This window comes from Pseudalgibacter alginicilyticus (genome assembly GCF_001310225.1).
In the GTDB taxonomy this organism is placed as follows: Bacteria; Bacteroidota; Bacteroidia; order Flavobacteriales; family Flavobacteriaceae; genus Pseudalgibacter; species Pseudalgibacter alginicilyticus.
In genome coordinates this window covers 66,072-88,933 of sequence record NZ_CP012898.1, presented here as the reverse complement: position 1 = coordinate 88,933, position 22,862 = coordinate 66,072, and the positions used below count along the sequence as shown (strand labels likewise).

The following is a 22,862-nucleotide window of genomic DNA, read 5'->3' as shown; positions in this document are numbered from 1 at the left end:
TTATATCATTTTCTACGTTTCAAACCCCTTTAAGGTTTCAATAATAATACTAACACAATCTAATAATTGAGGTTCTGTTATTACCAAAGGTGGAGCAAAACGAATAATATTTCCATGAGTGGGTTTAGCTAATAAACCTCGATCACGTAAAGCTAAACAAATATTCCAAGCAGTTTTACTGTCTTCTGAATCATTAATAACAATGGCATTAAGCAAACCTTTCCCTCTAACCAACCTAACAATACTACTTGATTGAATATAGGTGTTTAACTCACTTCTAAACAGCTCTCCAAGGGTTTGAGCTTTATCTGCTAATTTTTCATCTTCAACCACTTTTAATGCTGCTATAGCAACTGCTGCTGCTAATGGATTTCCACCAAATGTACTGCCATGAGTTCCAGGTGTCATAACATCCATGATATTATTGTTTGCCAAGACTGCACTTACTGGGTACACACCTCCACTCAATGCTTTACCTAAAATTAAAATATCTGGTTTTACACTTTCATGATCTACAGCTAACAACTTACCCGTTCGCGCAATACCTGTTTGAATTTCATCTGCAATAAACAACACGTGGTATGCTTCACACAAAGCTTTTGCTTTTGCTAAATAACCCTCAGATGGCACATAAACACCTGCTTCTCCTTGAATAGGTTCCACTAAAAAACCTGTTATATTAGGATTGCTTTTCAAGGTATCTTCAAGAGCAATCAAATCATCATAATCTATGTTTATAAACCCTTTTGAATAAGGTCCAAAATTATTATTGGCAATTTTATCATTTGAAAAAGATACAATAGTTGTGGTTCGTCCATGAAAATTTTTATTGCAAACAATTATTTTTGCTTCATTTTCTTTAACACCTTTAACCTCATACCCCCATTTTCTACAAATTTTTATAGCTGTTTCAACGGCCTCGGCTCCTGAATTCATTGGCAATAATCTATCAAACCCAAAATAGTTACAGGCAAATTTTTCGTAAGGCCCCAACATGTTATTATAAAATGCCCGGGAAGTTAACGTTAGAGTTTGTGCTTGCTGCGTTAAAGCATTTACTATTTTAGGATGACAATGCCCTTGATTAACAGCTGAATAAGCGGACAAGAAATCATAATATTTTTTACCATCTACATCCCAAACAAAAACACCTTCTCCTTTACTTAAAACTACTGGAAGTGGCTTGTAGGTATTTGAACCATATTTATTTTCTAACGCAATTGCCTGTTGAGATGACATATGTTCTGAAATAATCATTTTTAATAGATTTTAATTGAAAAAACAAATATTCCTTGCTTATCTTGAAAGGTTACAAAGACGGAGAGAAATCATCCTTTAAAATAGAGTTGCAAATTACTAAATTTAAGTTACTATTTAAAACATATGTGCGATGAAAATTCGTAAATCAAAAAATCGTAAATCGCAAATCGTTTCATTACTTTTGCAGCATGTCTAGAAGAAATAAGAATAAAGTTTTCACAAATATAGAAGTGATTGATGCAGGAGCCAAAGGTAAAACCATTGGCAAAGCACCCGATGGCAAAATTATATTCTTGCCTAATGCTGTCCCTGGTGATGTAGTAGATGTTCAAACTTTTAAAGCCAGAAAAGCATATTACGAAGGAAAAGCTACGGTATTCCACACGTTTTCTAACAAAAGAACGGAACCGGCTTGTGAGCATTTTGGAACCTGTGGCGGCTGTAAATGGCAAAATATGGCCTATGAGCACCAATTATTTTATAAGCAAAAAGAAGTAACTAATAATTTAACCCGGATTGGGCACATAGAACTCCCAGAGGTCACTCCTATTTTAGGTTCCAAAAAACAATACTTCTATAGAAATAAAATGGAGTTTTCTTTTAGTGACAGCCGTTGGTTAACCATTGAAGAAGTGCAATCTGATGAAGACTTAGGGGACAGAAATGCATTAGGATTTCATATTCCTGGTATGTGGGATAAAATTTTAGATGTAAAAAAATGTCATTTACAAACCGACCCTTCTAATGCTATTAGAAATGCTGTTAAAGAATTTGGTTTAAAGCATAACTTAGAATTTTTTAATACGCGCAACCAAACGGGATTGTTGCGTACTATGATGATTCGAACCTCAAGTACTGGAAATGTTATGGTAATGATTCAATTCTATAAAGACGATAAAACTAAAAGAGAACTGTTGTTAGATTTTATAGCTGAAACTTTCCCACAAATAACCTCACTACAATATGTTATTAATGAAAAAGCAAATGATACTATTTATGATCAAGAAGTGATTTGTTATAAAGGTCATGATCATATTTTTGAAGAAATGGAAGGCTTAAAATTCAAAATTAATGCCAAATCTTTTTATCAAACCAATTCTGATCAAGCTTTTGAATTGTATAAAATTACTCGAGAGTTTGCTGGTTTAACAGGAAATGAATTGGTTTATGATTTATATACAGGTACAGGAACCATTGCTCAGTTTGTTGCTAAAAAAGCTAAAAAAGTTATTGGCGTTGAAGCTGTTCCGGATGCTATTTTGGCCGCTAAAGAAAATGCACAATTAAATCAAATTAATAACGTTGAATTTTTTGTTGGAGACATGAAACACGTTTTTAATGCAGAATTTATTAATAAACATGGACAACCAGATGTTATTATTACTGATCCACCTCGAGATGGTATGCATAAAGATGTAGTACAACAAATATTAAATATTGCTCCAGAAAAAATAGTATATGTAAGTTGTAATAGTGCCACACAAGCCAGAGATTTAGCCTTGATGGACGCTACATACAAAGTAATAAAAACACAAGCTGTAGACATGTTTCCTCAAACATTTCATGTTGAAAATGTTGTACTTTTGAAAAAAAGAAAGCATTAAACTATAAAATGATATTCTAAGCTTGTTGAAAATCATTCAAAATATAAAAATGAAATATTTAAAATCACTATCAATAGCAGCCCTTTTTACTATCGCTCTATTTACAAGTTGTGAACGTGATGATATTTGTCCTGCAAGTACACCTACCACACCAAGATTGATTATTGAAGCTTATGATGCAGCGGTTCAAGAAAATAGTAAAAATATATTTGGATTGGTTGTTTTAGGTGTTGATAATGATGAGGTTTTAGATGGCTACAGTGTAGTGTCTACAGATGAATTAATACTGCCTCTCAGAACAGATACTACAACAACTCAATACAGCCTTATTTCAGGGTATTCGTATGATGATAATGACACTCCTGATGATACTTCAGATGATATTATAGAAGGTAATGAAGATATTATTACCATATCATATACAACCGAACAAGTTTATGTGTCGCGAGCTTGTGGTTATAAAACCATTTTCAACAATGTATCATTTACTATTGAAGATGACGGCGATAACTGGATATTATCAAGATCAGCACTAATTGACAATCAAACTATAGAAGATGAAACAGCAGCTCACTATAATATATTTCATTAATATTACTTGTATGCTGCTTTTTTGTGCCAATATACAAGCACAGAATGACAGCATAAACACCAAAACGACTGATACTTTAAAAATTCCACAAAAATATGGCTTGCGTATTGGTGGTGATGTAAGTAAACTTATTCGATCTTTTTTAGATGACAATTATAAGGGGTTTGAAATAATGGCTGACTTTAGATACAGTAACCGAATGTATATTGCAGGAGAAATTGGTATTGAAGAAAAAGAATCGGTTAATGATTATTTAAATGTTACTACTAAAGGAACTTATTTTAAAGGAGGGATTGACTATAATTTATATCAAAATTGGTTGGATATGGATAATATGATTTACACTGGTTTTCGCTTAGGAGCCAGTTCCTTTTCGCACACACTCAACACCTTTAAAGTTTATAGTACAAACCAATATTGGACACCTCAATTTACATCTGAAACCAGTCAAGATTTTAATGGCTTAACTGCTGTTTGGCTTGAAATTATTATTGGTATAAAAGCTGAGATATTTAAAAACCTTTATATTGGATTAAATGCACAATTAAAAGGCTTGGTTACAGAAAAAGACCCTGTGAATTTTGAAAACATTTATATTCCTGGGTTCAATAAAACTTATGATAGCAGTGGTATTGGTACAGGTTATAGTTATTCTATTTCATATAGAATTCCACTCTATAAAAAAGAAAAAATTGTAGCTCCAGTTAATTAGGTTTAACTTTTAATTATTAAATAAAATTTTTGCCAAAACAAAAAAATGAAAAAAACTCATTTTAAAATAAGAAAACTTACTATCATAATAATACTTGCTTTTGCAGGTTTGGCATCCTATGCACAAAACTCTACTTTAGTTAATGCTTTTTACAGTAGGGCACAACAAGAATATACATTAAAAAATTATGCACAAGCTATTTCATTTCTTGAAATGGCTGAAAAAGAATTGGGTACGACTATAAACCCAAAAATAACTTATTTACAAGCTAAATCGCATTACCAATACGACGTTAACGCTTTAAAATCCAAACATTTATTTTTAAAATTTCTTAATGAATCAAATTCAACCAACCATAAAACAGAGGAAGTTTCTGAAATAATTAATGATATTGAAAATTCTAATATTGTTGACTCTCTTGGTTATTTTAAAGATTTATCTGGTAGAAATGGTATTAAAAAAACTTTTTTTAATGAGGGCAATTTACATAAGGTAGAAAACTACAAAAACGGACTTTTAGATGGTGTTTATCAAGAGTATTATGAAAATGGTAAACTATTTAAAGAAGGAGTTTACAACAAAGGGTTTTTAAAAGGTCCCCTTAAAACATACTACATTCATGGAACTATTAAGCATATAACCGAATATAACGAATCGGGAAAACACGGTATTCAAGAAAAATATAATATTGATGGTACTTTAGCAGAAATTCTTACATATGCCATAGATAACAAAAATGGTAGTTTCAAAAAATTTCATGAGGATGGTAAAACATTGAAAAAAGAAGGTAGCTACAAAAACAATATTCTTGCAGGTATCTATAAGGAATATTATAACAATGGCGATATATCTCTAAGTTGTATTTATAAAGAAGGTTTTAAAGATGGCCCAGAAATAAAATACTATGAAAATGGCAATCAACAGTGGGTTAAAAACTATGTTAATGGTAAACTCCGTGGCATACAAAAATATTTTTATGACAACAAACAACTAAGTAAGTGGGAATTCTATAATGACAATGGTAAACAACATGGTGAAAATAAAGAATATTATAAAAATGGTAAACTTGCCATTACAATTCTCTATGAAAACGGGCGAGTTGTAGATGTTATAGAGCAACAAAATTCAAAAGGCAGAAATATTAATAAAAGTAAAGTAAAACAAAATCCTTATGCAATAGGAAACATTATAAAGCTTTATGATAATAATAAGATTCGTTTTTATGCCACTTATACAGATGGTGTTTTAGATGGTGAAATAAAAGAATACTATGAAAACGGACAGCTTAAATGTGAAGGTTTTTATAATTATGGTAGTCGAGATGGTAAATTTAAATATTATTACCCATCAGGAGTATTAAAAGCAATTGTTAATTATAAATCCAATAGCGAATTAGGTTTTAAAGATGGAGAACATATTGAATACTATGAAACCGGTGAAATAGCCTATAAAACAACCTATCAATACAATCAAGAAATACAAAAAATAAGCTACTACAAAAATGGTACTAAAAGTGGAGAGTACAACTATTTAAATGATGAATGGGATTATTTTCCAAAAATGTAGCAATCTTGATTGATAAATTTAAAATCACAGTATAAACTCCTATTATTTTTCCCGAAGCTTAACCAGCTCAAATTAATATTATTTACACCAAAATAGATACTTGAGAAGGACGTATGGACATCTATTCCCTCCCAAAATAAGAACACCCTATTCCTATGATAAGGATGTATATGCAAAATTCCTAAATAAAAAAAACATAAAGTATACCGAAAAAAATGCGGCCATTTGAGAGAGTTAAATTTATAAAAACCACTACTAACTTCAAAAATTAAAATTTTGGTTAATATAAAGTGAATATGATTTTGCAATAAAAGAAATTCTATATTTGCCAATCCGTAGCCATTACTACTGATATTCAAAATCAGAAAATAAATCAAATCATTTTATTAGAATTTCACATGCATGATAAATTCTATTTTTAATACTGAAACAAATATACTTGAAACAGAGTTTATAAACGACATTACAGCTCTACAAGTCATAAATTATATTGTTGCTTTTAAAGACAACACGAGTTACCCTAGGAAATTAAAAAGCGTTATAGATGCTACGCAGGCTACCTTTAAATTTTCATTTAGAGATTTAAAATCATTTAACGCTGCAAAAGCAAATTCTTTAGTGAACTATGACAGTGTAATGATTGCCATTATTATTAGCAATTCTACAACAGCAGCTCTTAGCGTATTATATGAAGCTATAGCCAACAATAAAAAATATAAATTTAAAGTATTTTCTTCTGAAGAAGGTGCTATAAATTGGTTAGAATCTTTTAGAATTTAATTTACCATATTGAGTGTAAAAAATGTATCCATAAAATTAATCACAGACAATCATTTCACAAAGTAGCATCCATAAGATTTATTTTTTCATATACTTTCCCTTTTTACTCCCTTCATACATAACATATTTAACTAAACGGGCCTCTAATTTTGCATTAAATAAATGTACTTTTCTTGAAGGTCTTAACCCAACATGCTTTAGCGCATCTAGGTTTGAAGTAATAAACCACGCATCAGTACCTGGGTAATTTTGCTTTAAGGTATCTCCTATATTTTTATAAAACAATTCCATGTCAATATTTAAACGCTCTCCATAAGGAGGGTTAAATACCATGTGTAATTTTTCATCGCCACTCTTTTGAGTTTTAAAAAAATCTTCATGCTTAACGTCTATAAAATCTTCTAATTGAGCATTTTTAACATTTTCTTTAGCTTTAGTTACTGCACTTGGCGCTTTATCATAACCAATAATTTTATAATGAAAATCTCGTGTTTTACTTAACAGTGATTCTTCAATTTTTTCAAATAAATCTACATCCCAATCTTGCCAACGCTCAAAAGCAAATTCCTTACGCATTAAGTTTGGAGGTATATTACAAGCTATCATAGCTGCTTCAATAAGCATAGTACCTGATCCACACATGGGGTCCATAAAATCAGACTGACCATCCCAACCAGAAAGCATAATGAGTCCTGCTGCTAAGACTTCGTTTATAGGAGCTATATTAGTGGCTGTTTTATAGCCACGTTTATGAAGTGAGTCTCCTGACGAATCCAACGAAATGGTACATTGGTTTCTATCTATATGCACATTTACTTTTAAGTCTGGAAATTTTAAATCCACATTTGGGCGCTGTCCAACAGTATCTCTAAATTTATCAACAATAGCGTCTTTTGTTTTTTGTGCAATAAAAAGAGAATGTGAAAACAAATCGGAATGAATCGTAGCATCTATAGCTAAAGTCCCCGTTGGTTTCAAATACGGTGTCCAGTCCATAGCATAAATTTTATCGTATAAATCTTTTTCATTTTTTACAGTAAAATTATGAATGGGTTTTAAAATTTTAACAGCGGTTCGCAGCGCAAGATTAGCTTTGTACATAAAGCCTTTGTCTCCAGAAAAAGCTACATTTCGTATGCCTTTTTTTACGTGCTGTGCACCTAGTTGGGTGAGTTCTTTTTCTAATAATTCTTCAAAGCCAAAAAGAGTTTTGGCAACCATGTTGAAATTTTCTTCCATTTTTTTCGTCAAATACTTTGCAAAAATAATGTAATTTTGTGGCAAACACGAAGTTTATTGATAATTCGGGTTAAGGATTGAAGCGCCATCCTTTTTAAAACTAATATGTACTGTAGCTTGTGAGAATTTTGAATGGCAGATTGCCACCTTATACCTTCTTGTAATAGCGTTTTAAAAAGATATAGCAGAAAGCCTGACCCCCGATGTTTTTCGGGGGTAACCTCCAAAATAATATATGACAAATAATACTACAAAATGGTTTTCGTCGTGGTTTGACACGCCTTATTACCATATTTTATACAAGGACCGGGATGATACTGAAGCGCATGCGTTTATGGATACACTTACTAATTATTTAAATATTCCTGTGGGTGGTACAATTTTAGATTTAGCTTGTGGAAAAGGGCGTCATGCTTTGTATTTAAATAAAATTGGCTACGATGTAACAGGGGTTGATTTAAGTGAAAACAGTATTGAATTTGCCAAACAGTTTTCAAACCACCGCTTGCACTTTGAGGTTCATGATATGTGTAAACCATACCCAAAAAAATTTGATGCCGTATTTAATTTGTTTACAAGTTTTGGATATTTTGAGGATGATACAGATCATTTAAAAACAATTGCATCTATAAAAACAGAACTGAATGAGTTTGGTTTTGGTGTGATTGATTTCATGAACAGTGAATTTGTCATTGACAACTTAATTCCTGAAGAAACCAAAACGGTAGATGGCATTGATTTTTATTTAAAACGTTATGTAGAAAATGGTTATATTATAAAAGATATTACTTTTACAGTTGATGATAAGCCTTATAATTTTCAGGAACGTGTCAGGGCTTTTACCTTAGTTGATTTTGAGTTGCTTTTTGAGCAAACTGATGTGCATTTATTAGATGTTTTTGGCGATTATAAATTGCATAAGTTTAATGCAAAAACATCTGAGCGTCTGGTAATGATTTTTAAGTAGATTGATAATCCGCATTTTTTCACTCATAGTAATTCGTTTATTTGATATAGTTTAAAATTAAAATGAATAAATTTATTTTACCCTTATTGGCTGTTATTTTTGGCTTTATTTTAGCTATAATTACTAACAAACAAAAATCATTAAACACCAAACTTCTACTATCTTTTAGTGGTGCTTTTTTATTAGCATTAACCCTGTTTGAACTATTACCCGAAGTTTATGCTCATTTAAACACTAAGCTTTCTGGCCTTTTAATCATGTGTGGTATCATGTTGCAAATAGTCTTAGAATTATTTTCTAAAGGTGCTGAACACGGTCATGTACATATCCATAAGCACGAAACAATTTTTCCTTGGATGCTATTTATTAGTTTATGTATTCATAGTTTTTTAGAGGGTTTTGCCATACATGATCATAATGATATGGTATATGGGGTTTTGGTTCATAAAATACCTATTGCCTCTTTAATTACTATGTTTTTATTACAGTCTAATTATAATAAAAAGCAGATAGCTGTATTTTTAGTGATTTTTGCCTTAATGACACCTTTGGGAACTTTAATTTTGCATACATCGACAATTTCTACTGATTATGCGCACATGATTAACGCCGTAGTTATTGGTATATTTTTTCATATCTCCACAACGATTCTGTTTGAAAGTGGCGAAGGACATAAGTTTAATCTATCAAAGTTTATTTCAATTATTTTAGGGGTTACTGTAGCTTATTTAATATGATATTTCCAAATACAACTAAAAAAAGAACTTATATTATTAAAACATCCATTAATCTAGTTTAAGATTCAAAATATATTTCATTGCCATGTTCTCTAAAGAAGAAAGCCGTTTACTCAGACAAGAATTTTGGACAAGTTTTGGTAAGTCATTTCCAAGGAAATGGATTTTATACGATACGAAACTAAAAGGATTTTCTTTTAAGTTTCATTTTGATAACAAAACAGCATTAGTGGCTTTGGATTTAGAAGATAATCTTGAAAACCGTATCAACTATTGGGAAAAACTAATAGCTCTAAAATCAATTTTATTGGAAGAGTATTTGCCAGATGCTATTTTTGAAGAGGAATATTTTTTAGATAACGAAAAGGAAATCTCTAGAATATATCTGCCTTTGGAGCGAAAAGTTTCGATACACAACAAAAACACATGGCGTGAGGTTATGGAGTTTTTTAATAAAAACATGAGCTTGTTTGAATCCTTTTTTCAAGAATACCGGGATGTTATTGAGGGATAAACAATTGAGATTAAAGCAAAGTTTTAATCATCTCAAAATCATCCATAACAAATCCATTCCCTATATCTGTAACTAAAGTACCTGATTTTTGAAACCCCCATTTTTCATAAGCCTTGATAGAGTTTGTATTATTTATATTAACTGTTAGTCTAATATTTTTTAAGTTTTTATTTTTTGCGTTTTCTTCAATAAAACACAACATTTTTCTACCCAAATTTTTCCCTCTATGATTATTTAAAATGTATATTTTACTTAAAAACAAAAATTCTGGTTCTTGTTTCACCGCCATATAACCTACAGGTTTTTTATCAAAAATCACTATAAAATATTCAAACCCATTATCAATTTGTTCTTTTATAGCACTAACAGATTGAAATTTTTCAAGCATATAATTTACTTGATTTTCACCAATAATTGGCCTGTAGTGTTCATACCAAATAGTGTTTGCCAAAGCTTCTATCTGTATATAATCCAAAATGGAAGAGGCTGCTTTAATTTCAATCATATTCATATTAAATAACATATAATAAAATCATAAAAAAATGACAAACAGCACCTGCCAACACAAACAAATGCCAAATAACATGATTGAAAGGTATTTTATGAATAGCATAAAAAATAATACCTACGGTATAAGAAAGTCCACCTGCAAATAAAAATAATACACCATAATCTCCAATAATGGTGGATAAATTAGAAAAATCTAACACAACTAACCAGCCCATTACCAAATACAAAAGTGTTGAAAAAACCTCAAATTTTCCTGTAAAAAAAAGTTTTAAAACTATACCAAAGGCTGCAATTCCCCAAACAATATAAAAGAGTATCCAGCCCATACTTTGCTCAAGTGAAATTAAACATATTGGTGTATAGGTACCTGCTATAAGAAAATAAATACTGATATGATCTACAATTCTAAAATAGTGTTTTCGCTTTTCTCCTCTTGCAGCATGAAATACCGTTGATGCACTAAACAATACAATAATTGAAATACCATACACAATAACACTAAATAGGCTCCAATTTGTTTTATTCGTATCATACACAATTAAGAGTACCAAAGCTGCAATACCTAATAAGGCTCCAAGACCATGCGAAATGGAATTAAGTATTTCCTCAAAAGATGTTTGTTTGCGCATGTATTAATTTTTCACTTCAGGGCTGTGCAACCATTTTTCCGTTAATTCGTAAAAGTCAAATTTTACAGCAGATTCTTGACGGTCCAATAAACCACTTTGAAAACTTCGTTGCAATATATCTTCTATAAGATAATCTTCCTTTTCAATATTCGGGTTAAATTCTTTTTTTAGAGATATATCAAATAAGCTAGCTGTGGTATTATACCAAAAGGCACGCCAGCCATTTCGAAGTTCTTTTACTAAATCAAAGGCTGTACTTCCGGTTTGTCTATGAATTAGTTTTACTAAAATCTGACCTTCAGTTCTACTCATTTTTTTTAATTCTTCCGAAAACTCATCTTCTAAATACTTTTGAACTTGTTTAGAATACCTATTTTTATGACGCTTTTTTGTTAATGTTGCCAATCTTGAGTTCATGGAATCCAATCGCTCTGCCGCCATTTTAGCATAAGGAAACACCTTTAATGTTTTTCTTCGTAATATTAAATATCTAATTTTTGCGTCTCTATCTTTAAAGGTTAATTTGTGTAGAATCATAACTTCTTCTAAATCTATAGAACGTCTCGGTATGGAATCTCCTTCAATAATAAGGTATTCAATAGATGTAGAGTCTTGCTCAATTTCATTTACTTGAGAAAAGAGTAAAACAGGGAATAAAAGACATGTTAGTTTTAAAAGATTCATTTATAAAAAACATTGGGGCATTGACCTTTCAAATTTAAGAATTTACACTCTCAAAAACATTTTTTTTTATCTTTTATTCAATATTCTTACATGGGTATGATGTAATCTATTGATCACTAAAATAATTGTTTTAACCAATGTAATAATTATTTATAATTATGTCAATTTCTATTTATATTATTAATTTAGTGCAAAATTTAAACAAATGGCAAATAAGAGCATTCTTAACAAAAAGTCAATGGACTTTTTAGAAAAATATTTAAACAATGCGGCCCCTACGGGTTATGAGTGGGATGGACAAAAAATATGGATGGATTACCTAAAACCATATGTTGATGAGTTTATTACAGATACCTATGGTACAGCTGTTGGAGTTATAAATCCTGAGGCTAAATACAAAGTTGTAATTGAAGGTCATGCTGATGAAATTTCTTGGTACGTTAATTATATTTCTGATAACGGTCTCATTTATGTAGTAAGAAATGGTGGTAGCGATCACCAAATTGCTCCAAGTAAAATAGTTAATATCCATACTAAAAATGGTGTTGTAAAAGGTGTCTTTGGATGGCCAGCTATTCATACGCGTGATAAAGGTAAAGAAGAAGCTCCTAAACCAGATAATATTTTTATTGATTGCGGGTGTAAAACCAAAGAAGATGTTGAAAAATTAGGTGTACATGTGGGATGCGTAATTACTTATCCTGACGAATTTCATGTCCTAAATGGGGATAAATTTGTTTGCCGTGCACTTGATAATCGTATGGGAGGTTTTATGATTGCTGAAGTTGCCCGTTTATTAAAAGAGCATAAAAAAACCTTACCGTTTGGTTTATATGTCGTGAATGCAGTTCAGGAAGAAATTGGCTTGCGCGGTGCTGAAATGATTACTCAAAAAATAAAGCCTAATGTAGCCATAGTAACTGATGTTACGCATGACACTACAACTCCAATGATTGATAAGAAAGTGCAAGGTGATTTGGAAATTGGCAATGGCCCAGTAATAGCCTATGCACCTGCAGTGCAACAAAAATTAAGAGATTTAATTACCGATACTGCTGAAACTAAAAAAATTCCATTTCAACGAAATGCCTTGTCTCGTGCTACAGGCACAGATACGGATGCTTTTGCTTATAGTAATGGAGGCGTTGCTTCTGCCCTAATTTCTTTACCGCTAAGATACATGCATACTACGGTAGAAATGGTACACAGAGAAGATGTTGAAAACGTAATTAAGCTAATTTATGAATCGCTTTTAAATATAAAAAACGGAGATTCATTTAGTTATTTTAAATAATAATATTGTCATTCCCGCTAAGGCGGGAATCTTTTTTTGGCTAGTTATAAATGGACGAATATATTGACATTGTAGATGCAAATGGAGTTCCAACAGGAACAACCGAACTAAAATCGATTATTCATCAAAAAGGGTATTATCACAATACAGCTCATGTTTGGTTTTATACTAAAAATGGCTCTGTTTTATTATCACAACGCTCAGCTAAAAAAACCATTTGTCCACTGATGTGGGATGTTTCCGTAGCAGGACATATTGATGCAGGAGAAACCGTAAAACAAGCAGCTATCAGAGAAACTAAAGAAGAAATAGGTTTGACTATTTCTGAAAATCATTTAAAAAAAATAGGTGTTTTTGAGTGTTTTCAAAACTATGATAATGGTATTATGGACAATGAATTCCATAACACCTTTATAGCAGAACTGAAAGTACCTATTTCTGAATTAATTATTCAGGAAGAGGAGGTTGAAGCTTTGAAATTAATATCACTTTTTGAATTTGAAAAACTTATTAAAACCATTACAAACAATGGTAATCATTTTGTTCCTTCAAATAAAACTTATTATGAATTCATTTTGAAAGAAATAAAAAAACATACAACAGAATGAATTTGCTACTCGCAGCTATTGCACCTATATTTATCATAATCATATACATTTATGCTAAAGATAAATACGAAAAAGAACCGAAACAATTATTAATTTTAAACTTTATACTTGGTGCGGTTATAAGTATTATAGTAACCAGTATTCTTTACTATTTCTTTGATATAGCGTTACCTCTCTACAACCATACTAGTATTTTTGAACAATTTATAAAAGCTTTTTTTGTTGTTGGCTTAACCGAAGAATTTAGTAAGTACATTATAGTTCGGTATTTTGCGCAACCAAATAAAGCCTTTAATGAACCTTTTGATGGCATTGTATATGCCGTGATGGTTTCCATGGGCTTTGCTGCAACCGAGAATATTTTTTATGTTATGGAAAGCGGCTATGAAACAGCATTACTAAGAGCCTTTACTGCAATTCCTGCGCATGCTACCTTTGGAATATTAATGGGGTATTATATGGGAAAAGCTAAGTTTTCAAACAATAAAATTACGTTAAACTTAGCTGGTTTATTTTTAGCCGTTCTCTTTCACGGTGCATATGATTTCTTTTTGTTTATAGACTTTATTCCAGGTATTTGGGTAGGAGCTTTCTTTTCCTTATTTATTGGAATATTCTTATCAAGAAAAGCAATAAAAAGGCACCAAAATAATTCTAATTTTAAGGTTTAGAAAACTATAATTGCTATATAGTATTTATAAAATTACTTACTCTTTACAACTTGAGCATTGTACATAAACGATTCTCTCCAACGTTCAAATCGGTTATCAAATTTTGAAGAAAAAATTAAATATTGACATTTGCCAATACTTTCTGGTGTCCTGGTAACTTCAGCAAAATTATTGTTTTTGAATAAAAATTCGGCGTCATCAACAACACAAATTTGCAATTTATTTAAATTGATGCCATTTAAATAAAAAATCTTATTCAAACGTTTTGGTGTTGCAATAACAATATCAGCGCCCAAATAAAGTTCTTCACGCTGTAACTCGATATTATGTTCTTCATACGCACAATAAATCCTTAAATCTGTTCTTCTTGTATAAGATTCAAATTCAGATTTTAAATTTAATGCCGTTTCTTTATCCTTTACAAATATTAATGCTCGAGGAGCATCTTCAAAAGCTAAACCGTTTAATTTTTGAACCACACTTAGTATGAGGCTCGTTGTTTTTCCTGAATCCTTAGGAGCAATGCAAAACAAACTGGCACCGCCTTTAATTTTGGATAGAATTAGTTTTTGAAATGGTAAAGGTTCATAAAAACCTTTATTATCAAGAACATCTTTTAAAGGCTCAATTAATTTTTTAAAGGACATAAAAGTATAGTAGTGTTCAACAACAAATATAGTGTTAAATCTGCTAAAGAGGCTTTTCATTAAAAATAAATACCCGTATTAACTAAGATTACATGAAAATTACAGCCGCTTGTTTTATAATTATTTTTAAAATAACTCAAAAACATAACCTAATAACCAATATAAAATCACGAATACAAAAACGGTTCCAAAACATCCACATGATCCTCCTCCAATTTTTTTAGCACCCCAAGCAGCCCCTATAATTCTTAATAATTTTTCCATAATTATCAATTTTTTAAATGAATTATTTTGTTTTATAACCTAAACACTAATGTATAAATTAATTTTTATTAATCTCTGTTTTTGATAGTAATGAATGAATGAAAATCAATTTATCTAATACTGGTTTCGGCACAATAAATGGATAGATATCCATCAAGCCCATGGATCTGTTTAAACTATTTACAGAACAACTCAAGGCTAAATTCGCATTAAATATTTTTCTAAAATCTTCTGTTTGATAAGGGTTAGGGCAATGTTTTACCATTAATTTTTTCACATAATCTTTTTCTGGTTGAAAACAAACCCCTAAGCTATTGGCTGTTTCCAGAGTATCCATTAAATGTAAATAATGCGCCCAAGTTTCAGCCCAATCCTCCCATGAGTGTGAACTAGCATATTTACTTATGAAATTTTCATTCCAATTATTTGGAGCTCCATTTTTATAGTGATTTTTCAGAGCATCTCCATAATGTATGCGCTCATCACCAAATGTATTTCTATAAGATGCTAAATTTGATTCGTTAAAAAGAAGCAACCAATAATAATGACCTATTTCATGTCTAAAATGCCCCAATAAAGTTCTATAAGGCTCATCCATCTGTTTTCGTAATTGTTCTCGTTGTACAGAATCCGCTTCTTTTAAAATTATAGTTACTACACCATCAACATGGCCAGTTACGGCCTGATTATAATTGTTTTCTGACAAAAAATCAAAAGCAATACCATCAGGATGGGTTAATTTAGGGGTTACTGGTAAACTAAGTCTTAATAATTGATAGATTAATCTATGTTTAGCTACTTCCAGTTTTTGCCATTTTTCAAAATCATCAAGATTTGATTTATTTGGAACAACCCTGTTTAAACTACAGGCAATGCATAATGTGTCATTTTTTGTTTCATCCACAAGCCAATTACAAACTTCCAAAGCATGATTAGCACATAATTTTAAATCGTTAACTGAAGCGTTAGTATTGTTGTTTATTATTTCAAACTTATCTAAAATTGAATTATATCCTAAACTCGTATTACAGTATTGGCAAATCGTGTTTTCAAAAAAAACTGGCGCATTGCAATTGGGACATTCAAAAATTTTCATGTAAATTTATTTTATCAAAAGTATGATTAAAAAAATGTTCTATTCATAAAATTTTTGACTCAAAAAAAAAGTGTTCATCTCTGAACACTTTTTTAACAATTACTTTTTTACTTTTTAGAATTCTAAATCTGCAACCAAATCAAATTCATCATAGATCGCTTTATCTTTTAAGCTTTCAAAAATACTAGCTGATTTATATTCAATACCATATTTTGTTCTATCAATTTTTAAAGATGTTGTAGCTTTATTTCCATAAATGGATATAGAAAATGTAATAGGATTTGTTTTCCCTTTAATGGTTAAATCTCCAATAATAGTATAGGCATTTTTTCCTGAAGCTTTAACGTCTTTAAAAACTAAAGATGCTGTAGGATGCGCATTTACACTAAAAAAATCGTCATTTTTCAAATGTGCATCTAACTTATCTTTCATATTCCCACTTATATCTGTTGTGTTTATGGAAGTCATGTCCATAACAAACTCACCTCCAGTAAGTACTTCCCCATTAAAATGTAATGAACCTGATTTAATAGTTATCGTGCCTTCATGCGAACCTGTAACTTTATACCCTTTCCAAATTACTTTACTTTTTTCAGTATTAATTTCTTTTTTATCGGTATTCACAGTTGTAAAAGAAAAAGTAATAAATGCAATAACAGTTGCTAATGCCAAGGTTTTAATTGTGTTTTTCATCTTTAAATTGTATTTTTTTAAGTATTTAATTTTTTACAAATATCAGGAGCAATATACGTTATGAAAATAAACTAGATTATAAAATAATGTTAAACTAGTTTAACTTTTATTCCTCTAAGGCCAATTGACCTTTAATCTTACTTAAAAACTCTTTAGTAATTCCTAAATAAGAAGCTACCATATATTGCGGTATACGCTGTTCTATTTTTGGATATTGATTTTTGAAATACACATATCTTTCTTTGGCTGTTTGACTAAAATTTCTCACCAATCTTTTTTGCATGGCTACAAAACCTTTTTCTACAATAGACCTAAAAAAGCGTTCTAACTTAGGAATTTCCCTGTATAAGTCTTCAATATCATCATAATAAAACATAATTAATTGGGTGTTTTCAATACACTGTACATTAAAATCGGCTGGTGTTTGCGTAATAAAACTTCCCATATCTGATACCCACCAATCTTCAATTGAAAACATAATAATATGCTCCTGCCCTGCATCATCAACATAAAATGTTTTTGTACAACCAGAAATCACAAAGCCTTCATATTTACAAATGTCACCTTGCTGAACCACATATTGTCCTTTCAAATAGTTTCTACAACTTATTTTTGAGCTAAGTATGTCCACTTCTTCATCAGTTAATGTGACAAAATTGCTTATATAATTTAAAAGTGGTTGAATATGCATTTGTATTTATTGAAAAGTATCAAATTTAACAATAATAACATTGTTTTATTAAATCAAAATTAACTTTATAAGTTTTTTAATAGTGTATTTTTGTAAGATGCAAAAACCACAACATTTCAAATTTGAATTTGTAGCTCTAATGGCTTCATTAATGTCTATTGTAGCGCTGTCTATTGATGCTTTACTTCCAGCCTTGTCACAAATTGCAAACTCTATTGGTATAACAAACCCCAAAGACAACCAATTATTAATAACCATGATTTTTTTAGGTTTAGGTGTTGGACAGCTTATCTTAGGACCTTTATCAGATAGTTTTGGTAGAAAACCCATTGTTTATATAGGTTTTATCATATTTATAATTGCGAGCATTATTTGTGTAACAACTCAAAGTTTTGAAATGATGATTTTTGGCAGACTACTACAAGGTGTTGGTCTATCTTCTCCAAGAAGTATTAGTACTTCTATGATTCGAGATGAATTTAGTGGCGATTATATGGCTAAAATTTTGTCTATAGTTGTTATGTTTTTTATTTTAGTTCCTGTAGTGGCTCCTACTTTAGGTCAGTTTTTAATAAACTTTTTTAGTTGGGAATCTATATTTTATTTTAATCTGATTTTTGGGATTCTTATTATGCTTTGGTTTTGGTTACGCCAACCAGAGACGTTGGCTAAAGAAAAACGTATAACTTTTTCAAAACATCTTTTTATTGATGGATCAAAAGAGTTTTTTAAACATAAACAAGCTGTTGCCTTTACTATTATTTCTGGTTTTATTATGGGGTCATTTATGGTGTATTTAAGTACCTCGCAACAAATTTTTCAAGAGCAATATAACCTTGTTGAAATGTTTCCATATATTTTTGCAAGCTTAGCTATATCCATTGGTTTAGCAACCTATTTAAACAGTCAGTTAGTGGTTAAATTTGGCATGTTTCGTATTTCATATTTAGCTAATTTGGCTTATGCATTTATTTCTATTTTATATGTCGTTTTATTCTGGTCTGGAACAAACCCTAGTATATATGTTTTAGTATCATTTTTTGCTTTACAATTTTTTGCCGTTGGTTTTCTATTTGGTAATTTAAGAGCATTGGCTATGCAACCTCTGGGACATATTGCTGGAATAGGAGCTGCTTTAAATGGCTTTTTATCAACCATTATGGCAGTCCCAATTGCAAACTACATTGGTAATTTTGTAACAAACTCGGTGCTTCCATTATTTATTGGGTTTTCCTTTTTTGGAGTGCTTTCTGTTTTAGTTTTTATGATTTTAAAACGACAAAACAAATTAATACGTGCCTGATATTTAACTCCTAAAAAAGCAACCCTATTTATTAAAAATTTTCACTAACTATTTCTCGGTTTCTAAAAAACACTGCTAACATTTCATTACAAAGCTATTTCATAAATAGAAAATAACTTATTGCCACAAATATAAATGAGGTAATAATAAAAGTATCCCTATTAGGAGAGATTGTTGTGTGTTAGAAAAGCAGCTATTATTAAGCGCTTTAAAAGGGATTACCAACCGCCTCCACCGCCGCCGCCTCCACCGCCGCCTGAAAAACCACCACCAGAAGAACCACTGCTGCTGCTAGAAGGAGGTGTTGCTGAACGACTAATAGAATTGGATAAGGTTGAATTCAATGAGTGGTTAAAAGCAGAAAAATTGCCAATATTACCAACATACCAGATAGGCTTGTAATTTTTATCAATTATGGATTTGTCTATTAGATTTTGAAATTTTTCTCCCCATACATCTTCAGCGCCTAACACAATAGCATATGGCAATAACTTTTCAAAAATTTCAGGGGTTAAATTGGGTGGATTAAATCTGGAAATTTGCTTTTCTTCTGCTGCACTCATATACATTTTAAATCCATCAATTAAAGATTTAAGGCGAAGTTTTTCAACAGCAGGTTTACGAATTAAATATTGGTAAAATAAGAAGAAAAAAACGTTTACAACAATAAATAAAAAGAAAGACAACATGTCATTATCACCTTCAAAGTATTGAGTAGATAGAAAAACAAATAAGAAACCATAAGTAACTAACGCTAATATCGGAACAATCCAAAACTTTAAATTAATACCCTGATAAATTAAACTATGGTGTTGTTTTTTTAATGAGGCTTTAAATACAGCAACGGCACTTTCTACTTTTTTATCGTATTTGCCATCTAAAACTAAGGACGATTTGTCTGAAAATAATTTTGAAAACAAAACATGTTCTTCATTTTTATTTATTTCTGCTCCCTCCTTTAACTTATGAATTATATAACGTTTGGTTTTAAACAAACCAAAAATATATGATTCAATATCTTCTTCTATTTTAAGATACCCGTTAACTGCTAAATTTAATATAGAGCCTGTTATCAGATCACCATAATAACGTTGTTTATCTATCATTCCCACAGAAGCTGGCGTCATGTTTTCTGGCACATCAAACTGAGGAAACACAGTAGGTTTTACAGGGTCTACCCCAAATTTCAACCAAGTATAACCATAGTAAAACAAAAGTAAAAAACTCACAAATACACCTAAAATAAGAGCACCAAACTTTTGCATAAATGTTGGTGGTGGCGGTTGGTTTACAATACCTTTATTAAAACCTACAGCAATAGTTAAATTTTCACCTGCCTTTAAGTTATCAGCATTAAAATGAATACTATTGTTTGATACAATTCTAGCATTACAATTTGTGGCATTACTACCATATACTCCTGTATAGCAAGCATTTTTAGTGATTTCCCCTCCTAAAGGAAGCGTTACTTGACTTGAAACTTTCTCAAAAGGTAAGTTCCACTCAAAACCATTAACGTTCCAGTAAATTTCATCATAATTATTAAAAAAACCTATATGCCCTATCATACGATATGTTATCGTATACTCATAGTTGCCTTTATTTAAAAAAACATCCTTCTCCCCTACGTAAATAATAACTTTACCATTTGCTGTTTCTGTATGAAATTTGGAAATTCGACCATCTTTTTCTACAGATAAAATCTTAAAATCTATTTTGCTTTTTCTACCCAAACTATCTATTTTTTCAATTGGAATGGTTCGAGTAATCCCTCTTTTAAAAATAGTCCCTGTGGCATAAATTTTAATGGTTTCAGCTACAGTAATTGCACTGGATGTATCTATTTTTATTTCTGAATGAAAAGAAAGGATACTTTCACTTTGCGAAAACAAAGAAAAAGTGCTGGTAATACATACAATAAATAGAAATAGCTGTTTCAACATTTAAAATTTTACTTGTGGGTTTTGCCTCTCCTCTTCTGTTTCAATTTGGAAAAATGCAGCTTTATTGAAGTTTGTCATACCAGCTATAATATTTGATGGAAAAGAATCTATTAAAATATTATAATCTCTAATAGTACCGTTGTAATAACGTCTTGATTTTTCAATATCAGATTCAACAACAGATAATTCTTTTTGTAAACTCAAAAAATTCTCATTTGCCTTTAATTCTGGATACTGTTCTGCAACTGCAAATAAATTTAATAACGATTTGTTCAATTGATTCTCTGCAACTTGTTGCCCTTCAACAGTAGAAGCACTTTGTGCTTGACTTCTCGCTTTTGTTACATTTTCAAAAGTTTCTTTCTCATGAGTTGCATACCCCTTAACTGTTTCTACTAAATTTGGAATTAAATTATAACGCTTTTTTAATTGCACATCTATCCCACTCCAAGCTTCTTCCACCAGTGTTTTTAATTTTACTAATCTATTATAGATTCCAACACCATAAAATGCTGCTAATAACACAAAACCTATTAATACATATAATATTATCATAATATCTAATTATTTTATGAATTACAAGGTATTAAAATATAACGAACAAATTCCTTAGCGTGATGCTATTTTTAAATAAATACTTATATTAAAACCCCATACATTATCTTAAATAAACTTAACATTAATAGTATATTTACGTTTTTAAAAAGGGAAATTAGCCATTTTGATTACTAAAAAAACCGGACTATTTTTTTAGTGTTAATTATAAAAACCTGTTAGCTATAACAATATTGGAAAATAAAATAAATATTACTCCCAAAATGAAAGAAAACAAAAAAAGATGGATTCATAAGGGTGAAACTGAAATTGAAAATAAAATTAAGGTTATTTCTTTATTCTCAGGTAGTGGCGGTTTAGATTTGGGTTTTTTAGCAACGGGAAAATATGATATTATTTTTGCAAATGACTTTAATAGTCAAGCCTGCGAAACTTATTCGCATAATATTGGGGACCATATTGTTTGTGAAGATATTCAGAAAATTACCCATTTAAAATATGCGGATATAATTGTTGGAGGCCCTCCTTGTCAGGGATTTTCCTTAGCCAATCCGTCAAGAGCTTTTGATGACCCAAGAAATCATCTTTTTAAAGAATACGCAAGGATTTTAAAAGAAGTACAACCTAAAATGTTTTTAATGGAAAATGTTTCAGGGATGGTAACCATGCAAAAAGGAAACGTTTTTGAACTTATAAAGAAAGAACTCTCAAATTGCGGCTATAATTTATTTCATAAACTCCTTAATGCTAAAGATTTTGGTGTTCCTCAAAACAGAAGAAGAATTATTATTATAGGTGTTAGAAAAGACATTAAAGAGCCTTTTAAATTTCCAACACCTACTCATGATGAAACTAATTATTTAACTGTTGAGAATAGTCTTTTGGACACCCCTATCCCCGAAAGCAACCCAAATCACTTAATTGGTAAACTGACTGATTTAAATTTAAAAAGAATACAAAATATTCCTGAAGGAGGTTCCATGAAAGATTGTCCTATGCACCTCCAAAACAATAGTGATTTAAACAGGTCTATGCGACGACTAAGTCGGAAAAATGTTAGTCATACTATTGTGCATAACAACTGCGACCATTATTACCACCCCATTGAAAACAGAAGAATAACAATCAGGGAAATGGCAAGAATTCAAGGTTATCCAGATGATTATATTTTTTTTGGCAGTAAATCTGAACAGTCTCGCCAAGTAGGAAATAGTGTACCAATAGGTTTAGGTAAAGCTTTAGCCAAATCTATCTATGATTTCTTTAATAAAATACATTTAAAGTAACTCTACAGATGTAAGTT

General features: G+C 30.6%; 25 protein-coding genes. 13 read left to right on the top strand and 12 right to left on the bottom strand.

Annotated elements, in window-relative coordinates; translation table 11 throughout:
- Positions 1 to 12: 12 nt before the first annotated feature.
- Complete coding sequence (rocD, locus tag APS56_RS00325) at positions 13 to 1,257, bottom strand: ornithine--oxo-acid transaminase (RefSeq protein ID WP_054723710.1); 1,245 nt, start codon at positions 1,255 to 1,257, stop codon at positions 13 to 15.
- Between the two features lie 191 nt (positions 1,258 to 1,448).
- Between rocD and rlmD the strand changes: the two genes are divergently transcribed.
- The 5 genes from rlmD to APS56_RS00300 all read left to right on the top strand — a co-directional run bounded on the left by rlmD (position 1,449) and on the right by APS56_RS00300 (position 6,514).
- On the top strand, positions 1,449 to 2,864 hold the full coding sequence (gene rlmD / locus APS56_RS00320) for a 23S rRNA (uracil(1939)-C(5))-methyltransferase RlmD (protein ID WP_054723708.1): 1,416 nt from the start codon (positions 1,449 to 1,451) through the stop codon (positions 2,862 to 2,864).
- A 49-nt stretch (positions 2,865 to 2,913) separates the two neighbouring features.
- A complete protein-coding gene (locus APS56_RS00315) occupies positions 2,914 to 3,456 on the top strand; it encodes a DUF6452 family protein (protein ID WP_054723706.1) in 543 nt (180 codons plus the stop codon).
- Positions 3,422 to 4,168 (top strand): DUF6048 family protein, encoded by a 747-nt coding sequence (locus tag APS56_RS00310; RefSeq protein WP_054723704.1) that lies wholly within the window; start codon positions 3,422 to 3,424, stop codon positions 4,166 to 4,168. The genes APS56_RS00315 and APS56_RS00310 overlap by 35 nt, the downstream gene beginning before the upstream one ends.
- Positions 4,169 to 4,213: 45 nt before the next feature.
- A complete protein-coding gene (locus tag APS56_RS00305; RefSeq protein WP_054723702.1) occupies positions 4,214 to 5,734 on the top strand; it encodes a toxin-antitoxin system YwqK family antitoxin in 1,521 nt (506 codons plus the stop codon).
- A 402-nt stretch (positions 5,735 to 6,136) separates the two neighbouring features.
- Positions 6,137 to 6,514 carry a hypothetical protein gene (locus APS56_RS00300; RefSeq protein WP_054723700.1) on the top strand — a complete coding sequence of 126 codons (378 nt, stop codon included), beginning with the start codon at positions 6,137 to 6,139 and terminating at the stop codon, positions 6,512 to 6,514.
- Between the two features lie 78 nt (positions 6,515 to 6,592).
- Here APS56_RS00300 and APS56_RS00295 read toward each other — a convergent pair whose 3' ends face one another.
- Positions 6,593 to 7,753 (bottom strand): THUMP domain-containing class I SAM-dependent RNA methyltransferase, encoded by a 1,161-nt coding sequence (locus tag APS56_RS00295; RefSeq protein ID WP_054723698.1) that lies wholly within the window; start codon positions 7,751 to 7,753, stop codon positions 6,593 to 6,595.
- 235 nt (positions 7,754 to 7,988) lie between these two features.
- Between APS56_RS00295 and APS56_RS00290 the strand changes: the two genes are divergently transcribed.
- The 3 genes from APS56_RS00290 (at position 7,989) to APS56_RS00280 (ending at position 9,971) form a co-directional block, all read left to right on the top strand.
- Positions 7,989 to 8,720 (top strand): class I SAM-dependent methyltransferase, encoded by a 732-nt coding sequence (locus APS56_RS00290; RefSeq protein ID WP_054723694.1) that lies wholly within the window; start codon positions 7,989 to 7,991, stop codon positions 8,718 to 8,720.
- Between the two features lie 62 nt (positions 8,721 to 8,782).
- Complete coding sequence (locus APS56_RS00285; protein WP_054723692.1) at positions 8,783 to 9,457, top strand: ZIP family metal transporter; 675 nt, start codon at positions 8,783 to 8,785, stop codon at positions 9,455 to 9,457.
- A gap of 85 nt (positions 9,458 to 9,542) precedes the next feature.
- Positions 9,543 to 9,971 carry a DUF4268 domain-containing protein gene (locus APS56_RS00280; protein ID WP_054723690.1) on the top strand — a complete coding sequence of 143 codons (429 nt, stop codon included), beginning with the start codon at positions 9,543 to 9,545 and terminating at the stop codon, positions 9,969 to 9,971.
- Positions 9,972 to 9,981: 10 nt separating this feature from the next.
- Here the strand turns inward: APS56_RS00280 and APS56_RS00275 are convergent, their stop codons facing one another.
- From APS56_RS00275 to APS56_RS00265, 3 genes are read right to left on the bottom strand one after another with little or no spacing between them, the layout of a single operon-like run.
- Positions 9,982 to 10,476 (bottom strand): GNAT family N-acetyltransferase, encoded by a 495-nt coding sequence (locus tag APS56_RS00275; RefSeq protein WP_236778441.1) that lies wholly within the window; start codon positions 10,474 to 10,476, stop codon positions 9,982 to 9,984.
- A gap of 7 nt (positions 10,477 to 10,483) precedes the next feature.
- Positions 10,484 to 11,110, bottom strand: a complete 627-nt coding sequence (trhA, locus tag APS56_RS00270) for a PAQR family membrane homeostasis protein TrhA (RefSeq protein WP_054723688.1) — start codon at positions 11,108 to 11,110, stop codon at positions 10,484 to 10,486.
- Between the two features lie 3 nt (positions 11,111 to 11,113).
- A complete protein-coding gene (locus APS56_RS00265) occupies positions 11,114 to 11,794 on the bottom strand; it encodes a DUF4294 domain-containing protein (protein ID WP_054723686.1) in 681 nt (226 codons plus the stop codon).
- Between the two features lie 205 nt (positions 11,795 to 11,999).
- On the opposite strand from APS56_RS00265, the gene APS56_RS00260 reads away from it, so the two are divergent.
- From APS56_RS00260 to APS56_RS00250, 3 genes are read left to right on the top strand one after another with little or no spacing between them, the layout of a single operon-like run.
- Positions 12,000 to 13,088 carry a M42 family metallopeptidase gene (locus tag APS56_RS00260; RefSeq protein ID WP_054723684.1) on the top strand — a complete coding sequence of 363 codons (1,089 nt, stop codon included), beginning with the start codon at positions 12,000 to 12,002 and terminating at the stop codon, positions 13,086 to 13,088.
- A 50-nt stretch (positions 13,089 to 13,138) separates the two neighbouring features.
- Positions 13,139 to 13,696, top strand: coding sequence for an NUDIX hydrolase (locus APS56_RS00255; protein WP_054723682.1), 558 nt, complete (start codon positions 13,139 to 13,141; stop codon positions 13,694 to 13,696).
- Positions 13,693 to 14,367 carry a PrsW family intramembrane metalloprotease gene (locus tag APS56_RS00250; protein ID WP_054723681.1) on the top strand — a complete coding sequence of 225 codons (675 nt, stop codon included), beginning with the start codon at positions 13,693 to 13,695 and terminating at the stop codon, positions 14,365 to 14,367. The genes APS56_RS00255 and APS56_RS00250 overlap by 4 nt, the downstream gene beginning before the upstream one ends.
- 32 nt (positions 14,368 to 14,399) lie before the next feature.
- Here APS56_RS00250 and APS56_RS00245 read toward each other — a convergent pair whose 3' ends face one another.
- The 5 genes from APS56_RS00245 to APS56_RS00230 form a co-directional block, all read right to left on the bottom strand.
- The gene (locus tag APS56_RS00245; RefSeq protein ID WP_054723680.1) at positions 14,400 to 15,014 is read right to left on the bottom strand and encodes a DEAD/DEAH box helicase; all 615 of its coding nucleotides are present in this window, start codon (positions 15,012 to 15,014) and stop codon (positions 14,400 to 14,402) included.
- A 126-nt stretch (positions 15,015 to 15,140) separates the two neighbouring features.
- Positions 15,141 to 15,278: a hypothetical protein gene (locus APS56_RS17015; protein WP_169786423.1), complete on the bottom strand. Its 138-nt coding sequence runs from the start codon at positions 15,276 to 15,278 to the stop codon at positions 15,141 to 15,143.
- Between the two features lie 58 nt (positions 15,279 to 15,336).
- Positions 15,337 to 16,374: a zinc-binding metallopeptidase family protein gene (locus tag APS56_RS00240; RefSeq protein WP_054723679.1), complete on the bottom strand. Its 1,038-nt coding sequence runs from the start codon at positions 16,372 to 16,374 to the stop codon at positions 15,337 to 15,339.
- Between the two features lie 114 nt (positions 16,375 to 16,488).
- Complete coding sequence (locus APS56_RS00235) at positions 16,489 to 17,067, bottom strand: YceI family protein (RefSeq protein ID WP_054723678.1); 579 nt, start codon at positions 17,065 to 17,067, stop codon at positions 16,489 to 16,491.
- A 106-nt stretch (positions 17,068 to 17,173) separates the two neighbouring features.
- Positions 17,174 to 17,758: a Crp/Fnr family transcriptional regulator gene (locus APS56_RS00230; protein ID WP_054723672.1), complete on the bottom strand. Its 585-nt coding sequence runs from the start codon at positions 17,756 to 17,758 to the stop codon at positions 17,174 to 17,176.
- A gap of 97 nt (positions 17,759 to 17,855) precedes the next feature.
- On the opposite strand from APS56_RS00230, the gene APS56_RS00225 reads away from it, so the two are divergent.
- Positions 17,856 to 19,061, top strand: coding sequence for a multidrug effflux MFS transporter (locus tag APS56_RS00225; protein ID WP_054723670.1), 1,206 nt, complete (start codon positions 17,856 to 17,858; stop codon positions 19,059 to 19,061).
- Positions 19,062 to 19,279: 218 nt separating this feature from the next.
- Here APS56_RS00225 and APS56_RS00220 read toward each other — a convergent pair whose 3' ends face one another.
- Both APS56_RS00220 and APS56_RS00215 read right to left on the bottom strand, forming a co-directional pair.
- Positions 19,280 to 21,004, bottom strand: a complete 1,725-nt coding sequence (locus APS56_RS00220) for a DUF2207 domain-containing protein (RefSeq protein ID WP_054723668.1) — start codon at positions 21,002 to 21,004, stop codon at positions 19,280 to 19,282.
- On the bottom strand, positions 21,005 to 21,559 hold the full coding sequence (locus APS56_RS00215) for a LemA family protein (RefSeq protein WP_054723666.1): 555 nt from the start codon (positions 21,557 to 21,559) through the stop codon (positions 21,005 to 21,007).
- A 263-nt stretch (positions 21,560 to 21,822) separates the two neighbouring features.
- On the opposite strand from APS56_RS00215, the gene APS56_RS00210 reads away from it, so the two are divergent.
- On the top strand, positions 21,823 to 22,845 hold the full coding sequence (locus tag APS56_RS00210; protein WP_157757581.1) for a DNA cytosine methyltransferase: 1,023 nt from the start codon (positions 21,823 to 21,825) through the stop codon (positions 22,843 to 22,845).
- Positions 22,846 to 22,862: the final 17 nt, after the last annotated feature.

Excerpts from the sequence above, each read along its gene's own strand:
- rocD (WP_054723710.1), bottom strand. The coding sequence starts at position 1,257 with ATGATTATTTCAGAACATATGTCATCTCAACAGGCAATTGCGTTAGAA.
- rlmD (WP_054723708.1), top strand. The coding sequence starts at position 1,449 with ATGTCTAGAAGAAATAAGAATAAAGTTTTCACAAATATAGAAGTGATT.
- APS56_RS00315 (WP_054723706.1), top strand. The coding sequence starts at position 2,914 with ATGAAATATTTAAAATCACTATCAATAGCAGCCCTTTTTACTATCGCT.
- APS56_RS00310 (WP_054723704.1), top strand. The coding sequence starts at position 3,422 with ATGAAACAGCAGCTCACTATAATATATTTCATTAATATTACTTGTATG.
- APS56_RS00305 (WP_054723702.1), top strand. The coding sequence starts at position 4,214 with ATGAAAAAAACTCATTTTAAAATAAGAAAACTTACTATCATAATAATA.
- APS56_RS00300 (WP_054723700.1), top strand. The coding sequence starts at position 6,137 with ATGATAAATTCTATTTTTAATACTGAAACAAATATACTTGAAACAGAG.
- APS56_RS00295 (WP_054723698.1), bottom strand. The coding sequence starts at position 7,753 with ATGGAAGAAAATTTCAACATGGTTGCCAAAACTCTTTTTGGCTTTGAA.
- APS56_RS00290 (WP_054723694.1), top strand. The coding sequence starts at position 7,989 with ATGACAAATAATACTACAAAATGGTTTTCGTCGTGGTTTGACACGCCT.
- APS56_RS00285 (WP_054723692.1), top strand. The coding sequence starts at position 8,783 with ATGAATAAATTTATTTTACCCTTATTGGCTGTTATTTTTGGCTTTATT.
- APS56_RS00280 (WP_054723690.1), top strand. The coding sequence starts at position 9,543 with ATGTTCTCTAAAGAAGAAAGCCGTTTACTCAGACAAGAATTTTGGACA.
- APS56_RS00275 (WP_236778441.1), bottom strand. The coding sequence starts at position 10,476 with ATGATTGAAATTAAAGCAGCCTCTTCCATTTTGGATTATATACAGATA.
- trhA (WP_054723688.1), bottom strand. The coding sequence starts at position 11,110 with ATGCGCAAACAAACATCTTTTGAGGAAATACTTAATTCCATTTCGCAT.
- APS56_RS00265 (WP_054723686.1), bottom strand. The coding sequence starts at position 11,794 with ATGAATCTTTTAAAACTAACATGTCTTTTATTCCCTGTTTTACTCTTT.
- APS56_RS00260 (WP_054723684.1), top strand. The coding sequence starts at position 12,000 with ATGGCAAATAAGAGCATTCTTAACAAAAAGTCAATGGACTTTTTAGAA.
- APS56_RS00255 (WP_054723682.1), top strand. The coding sequence starts at position 13,139 with ATGGACGAATATATTGACATTGTAGATGCAAATGGAGTTCCAACAGGA.
- APS56_RS00250 (WP_054723681.1), top strand. The coding sequence starts at position 13,693 with ATGAATTTGCTACTCGCAGCTATTGCACCTATATTTATCATAATCATA.
- APS56_RS00245 (WP_054723680.1), bottom strand. The coding sequence starts at position 15,014 with ATGTCCTTTAAAAAATTAATTGAGCCTTTAAAAGATGTTCTTGATAAT.
- APS56_RS17015 (WP_169786423.1), bottom strand. The coding sequence starts at position 15,278 with ATGGAAAAATTATTAAGAATTATAGGGGCTGCTTGGGGTGCTAAAAAA.
- APS56_RS00240 (WP_054723679.1), bottom strand. The coding sequence starts at position 16,374 with ATGAAAATTTTTGAATGTCCCAATTGCAATGCGCCAGTTTTTTTTGAA.
- APS56_RS00235 (WP_054723678.1), bottom strand. The coding sequence starts at position 17,067 with ATGAAAAACACAATTAAAACCTTGGCATTAGCAACTGTTATTGCATTT.
- APS56_RS00230 (WP_054723672.1), bottom strand. The coding sequence starts at position 17,758 with ATGCATATTCAACCACTTTTAAATTATATAAGCAATTTTGTCACATTA.
- APS56_RS00225 (WP_054723670.1), top strand. The coding sequence starts at position 17,856 with ATGCAAAAACCACAACATTTCAAATTTGAATTTGTAGCTCTAATGGCT.
- APS56_RS00220 (WP_054723668.1), bottom strand. The coding sequence starts at position 21,004 with ATGTTGAAACAGCTATTTCTATTTATTGTATGTATTACCAGCACTTTT.
- APS56_RS00215 (WP_054723666.1), bottom strand. The coding sequence starts at position 21,559 with ATGATAATATTATATGTATTAATAGGTTTTGTGTTATTAGCAGCATTT.
- APS56_RS00210 (WP_157757581.1), top strand. The coding sequence starts at position 21,823 with ATGAAAGAAAACAAAAAAAGATGGATTCATAAGGGTGAAACTGAAATT.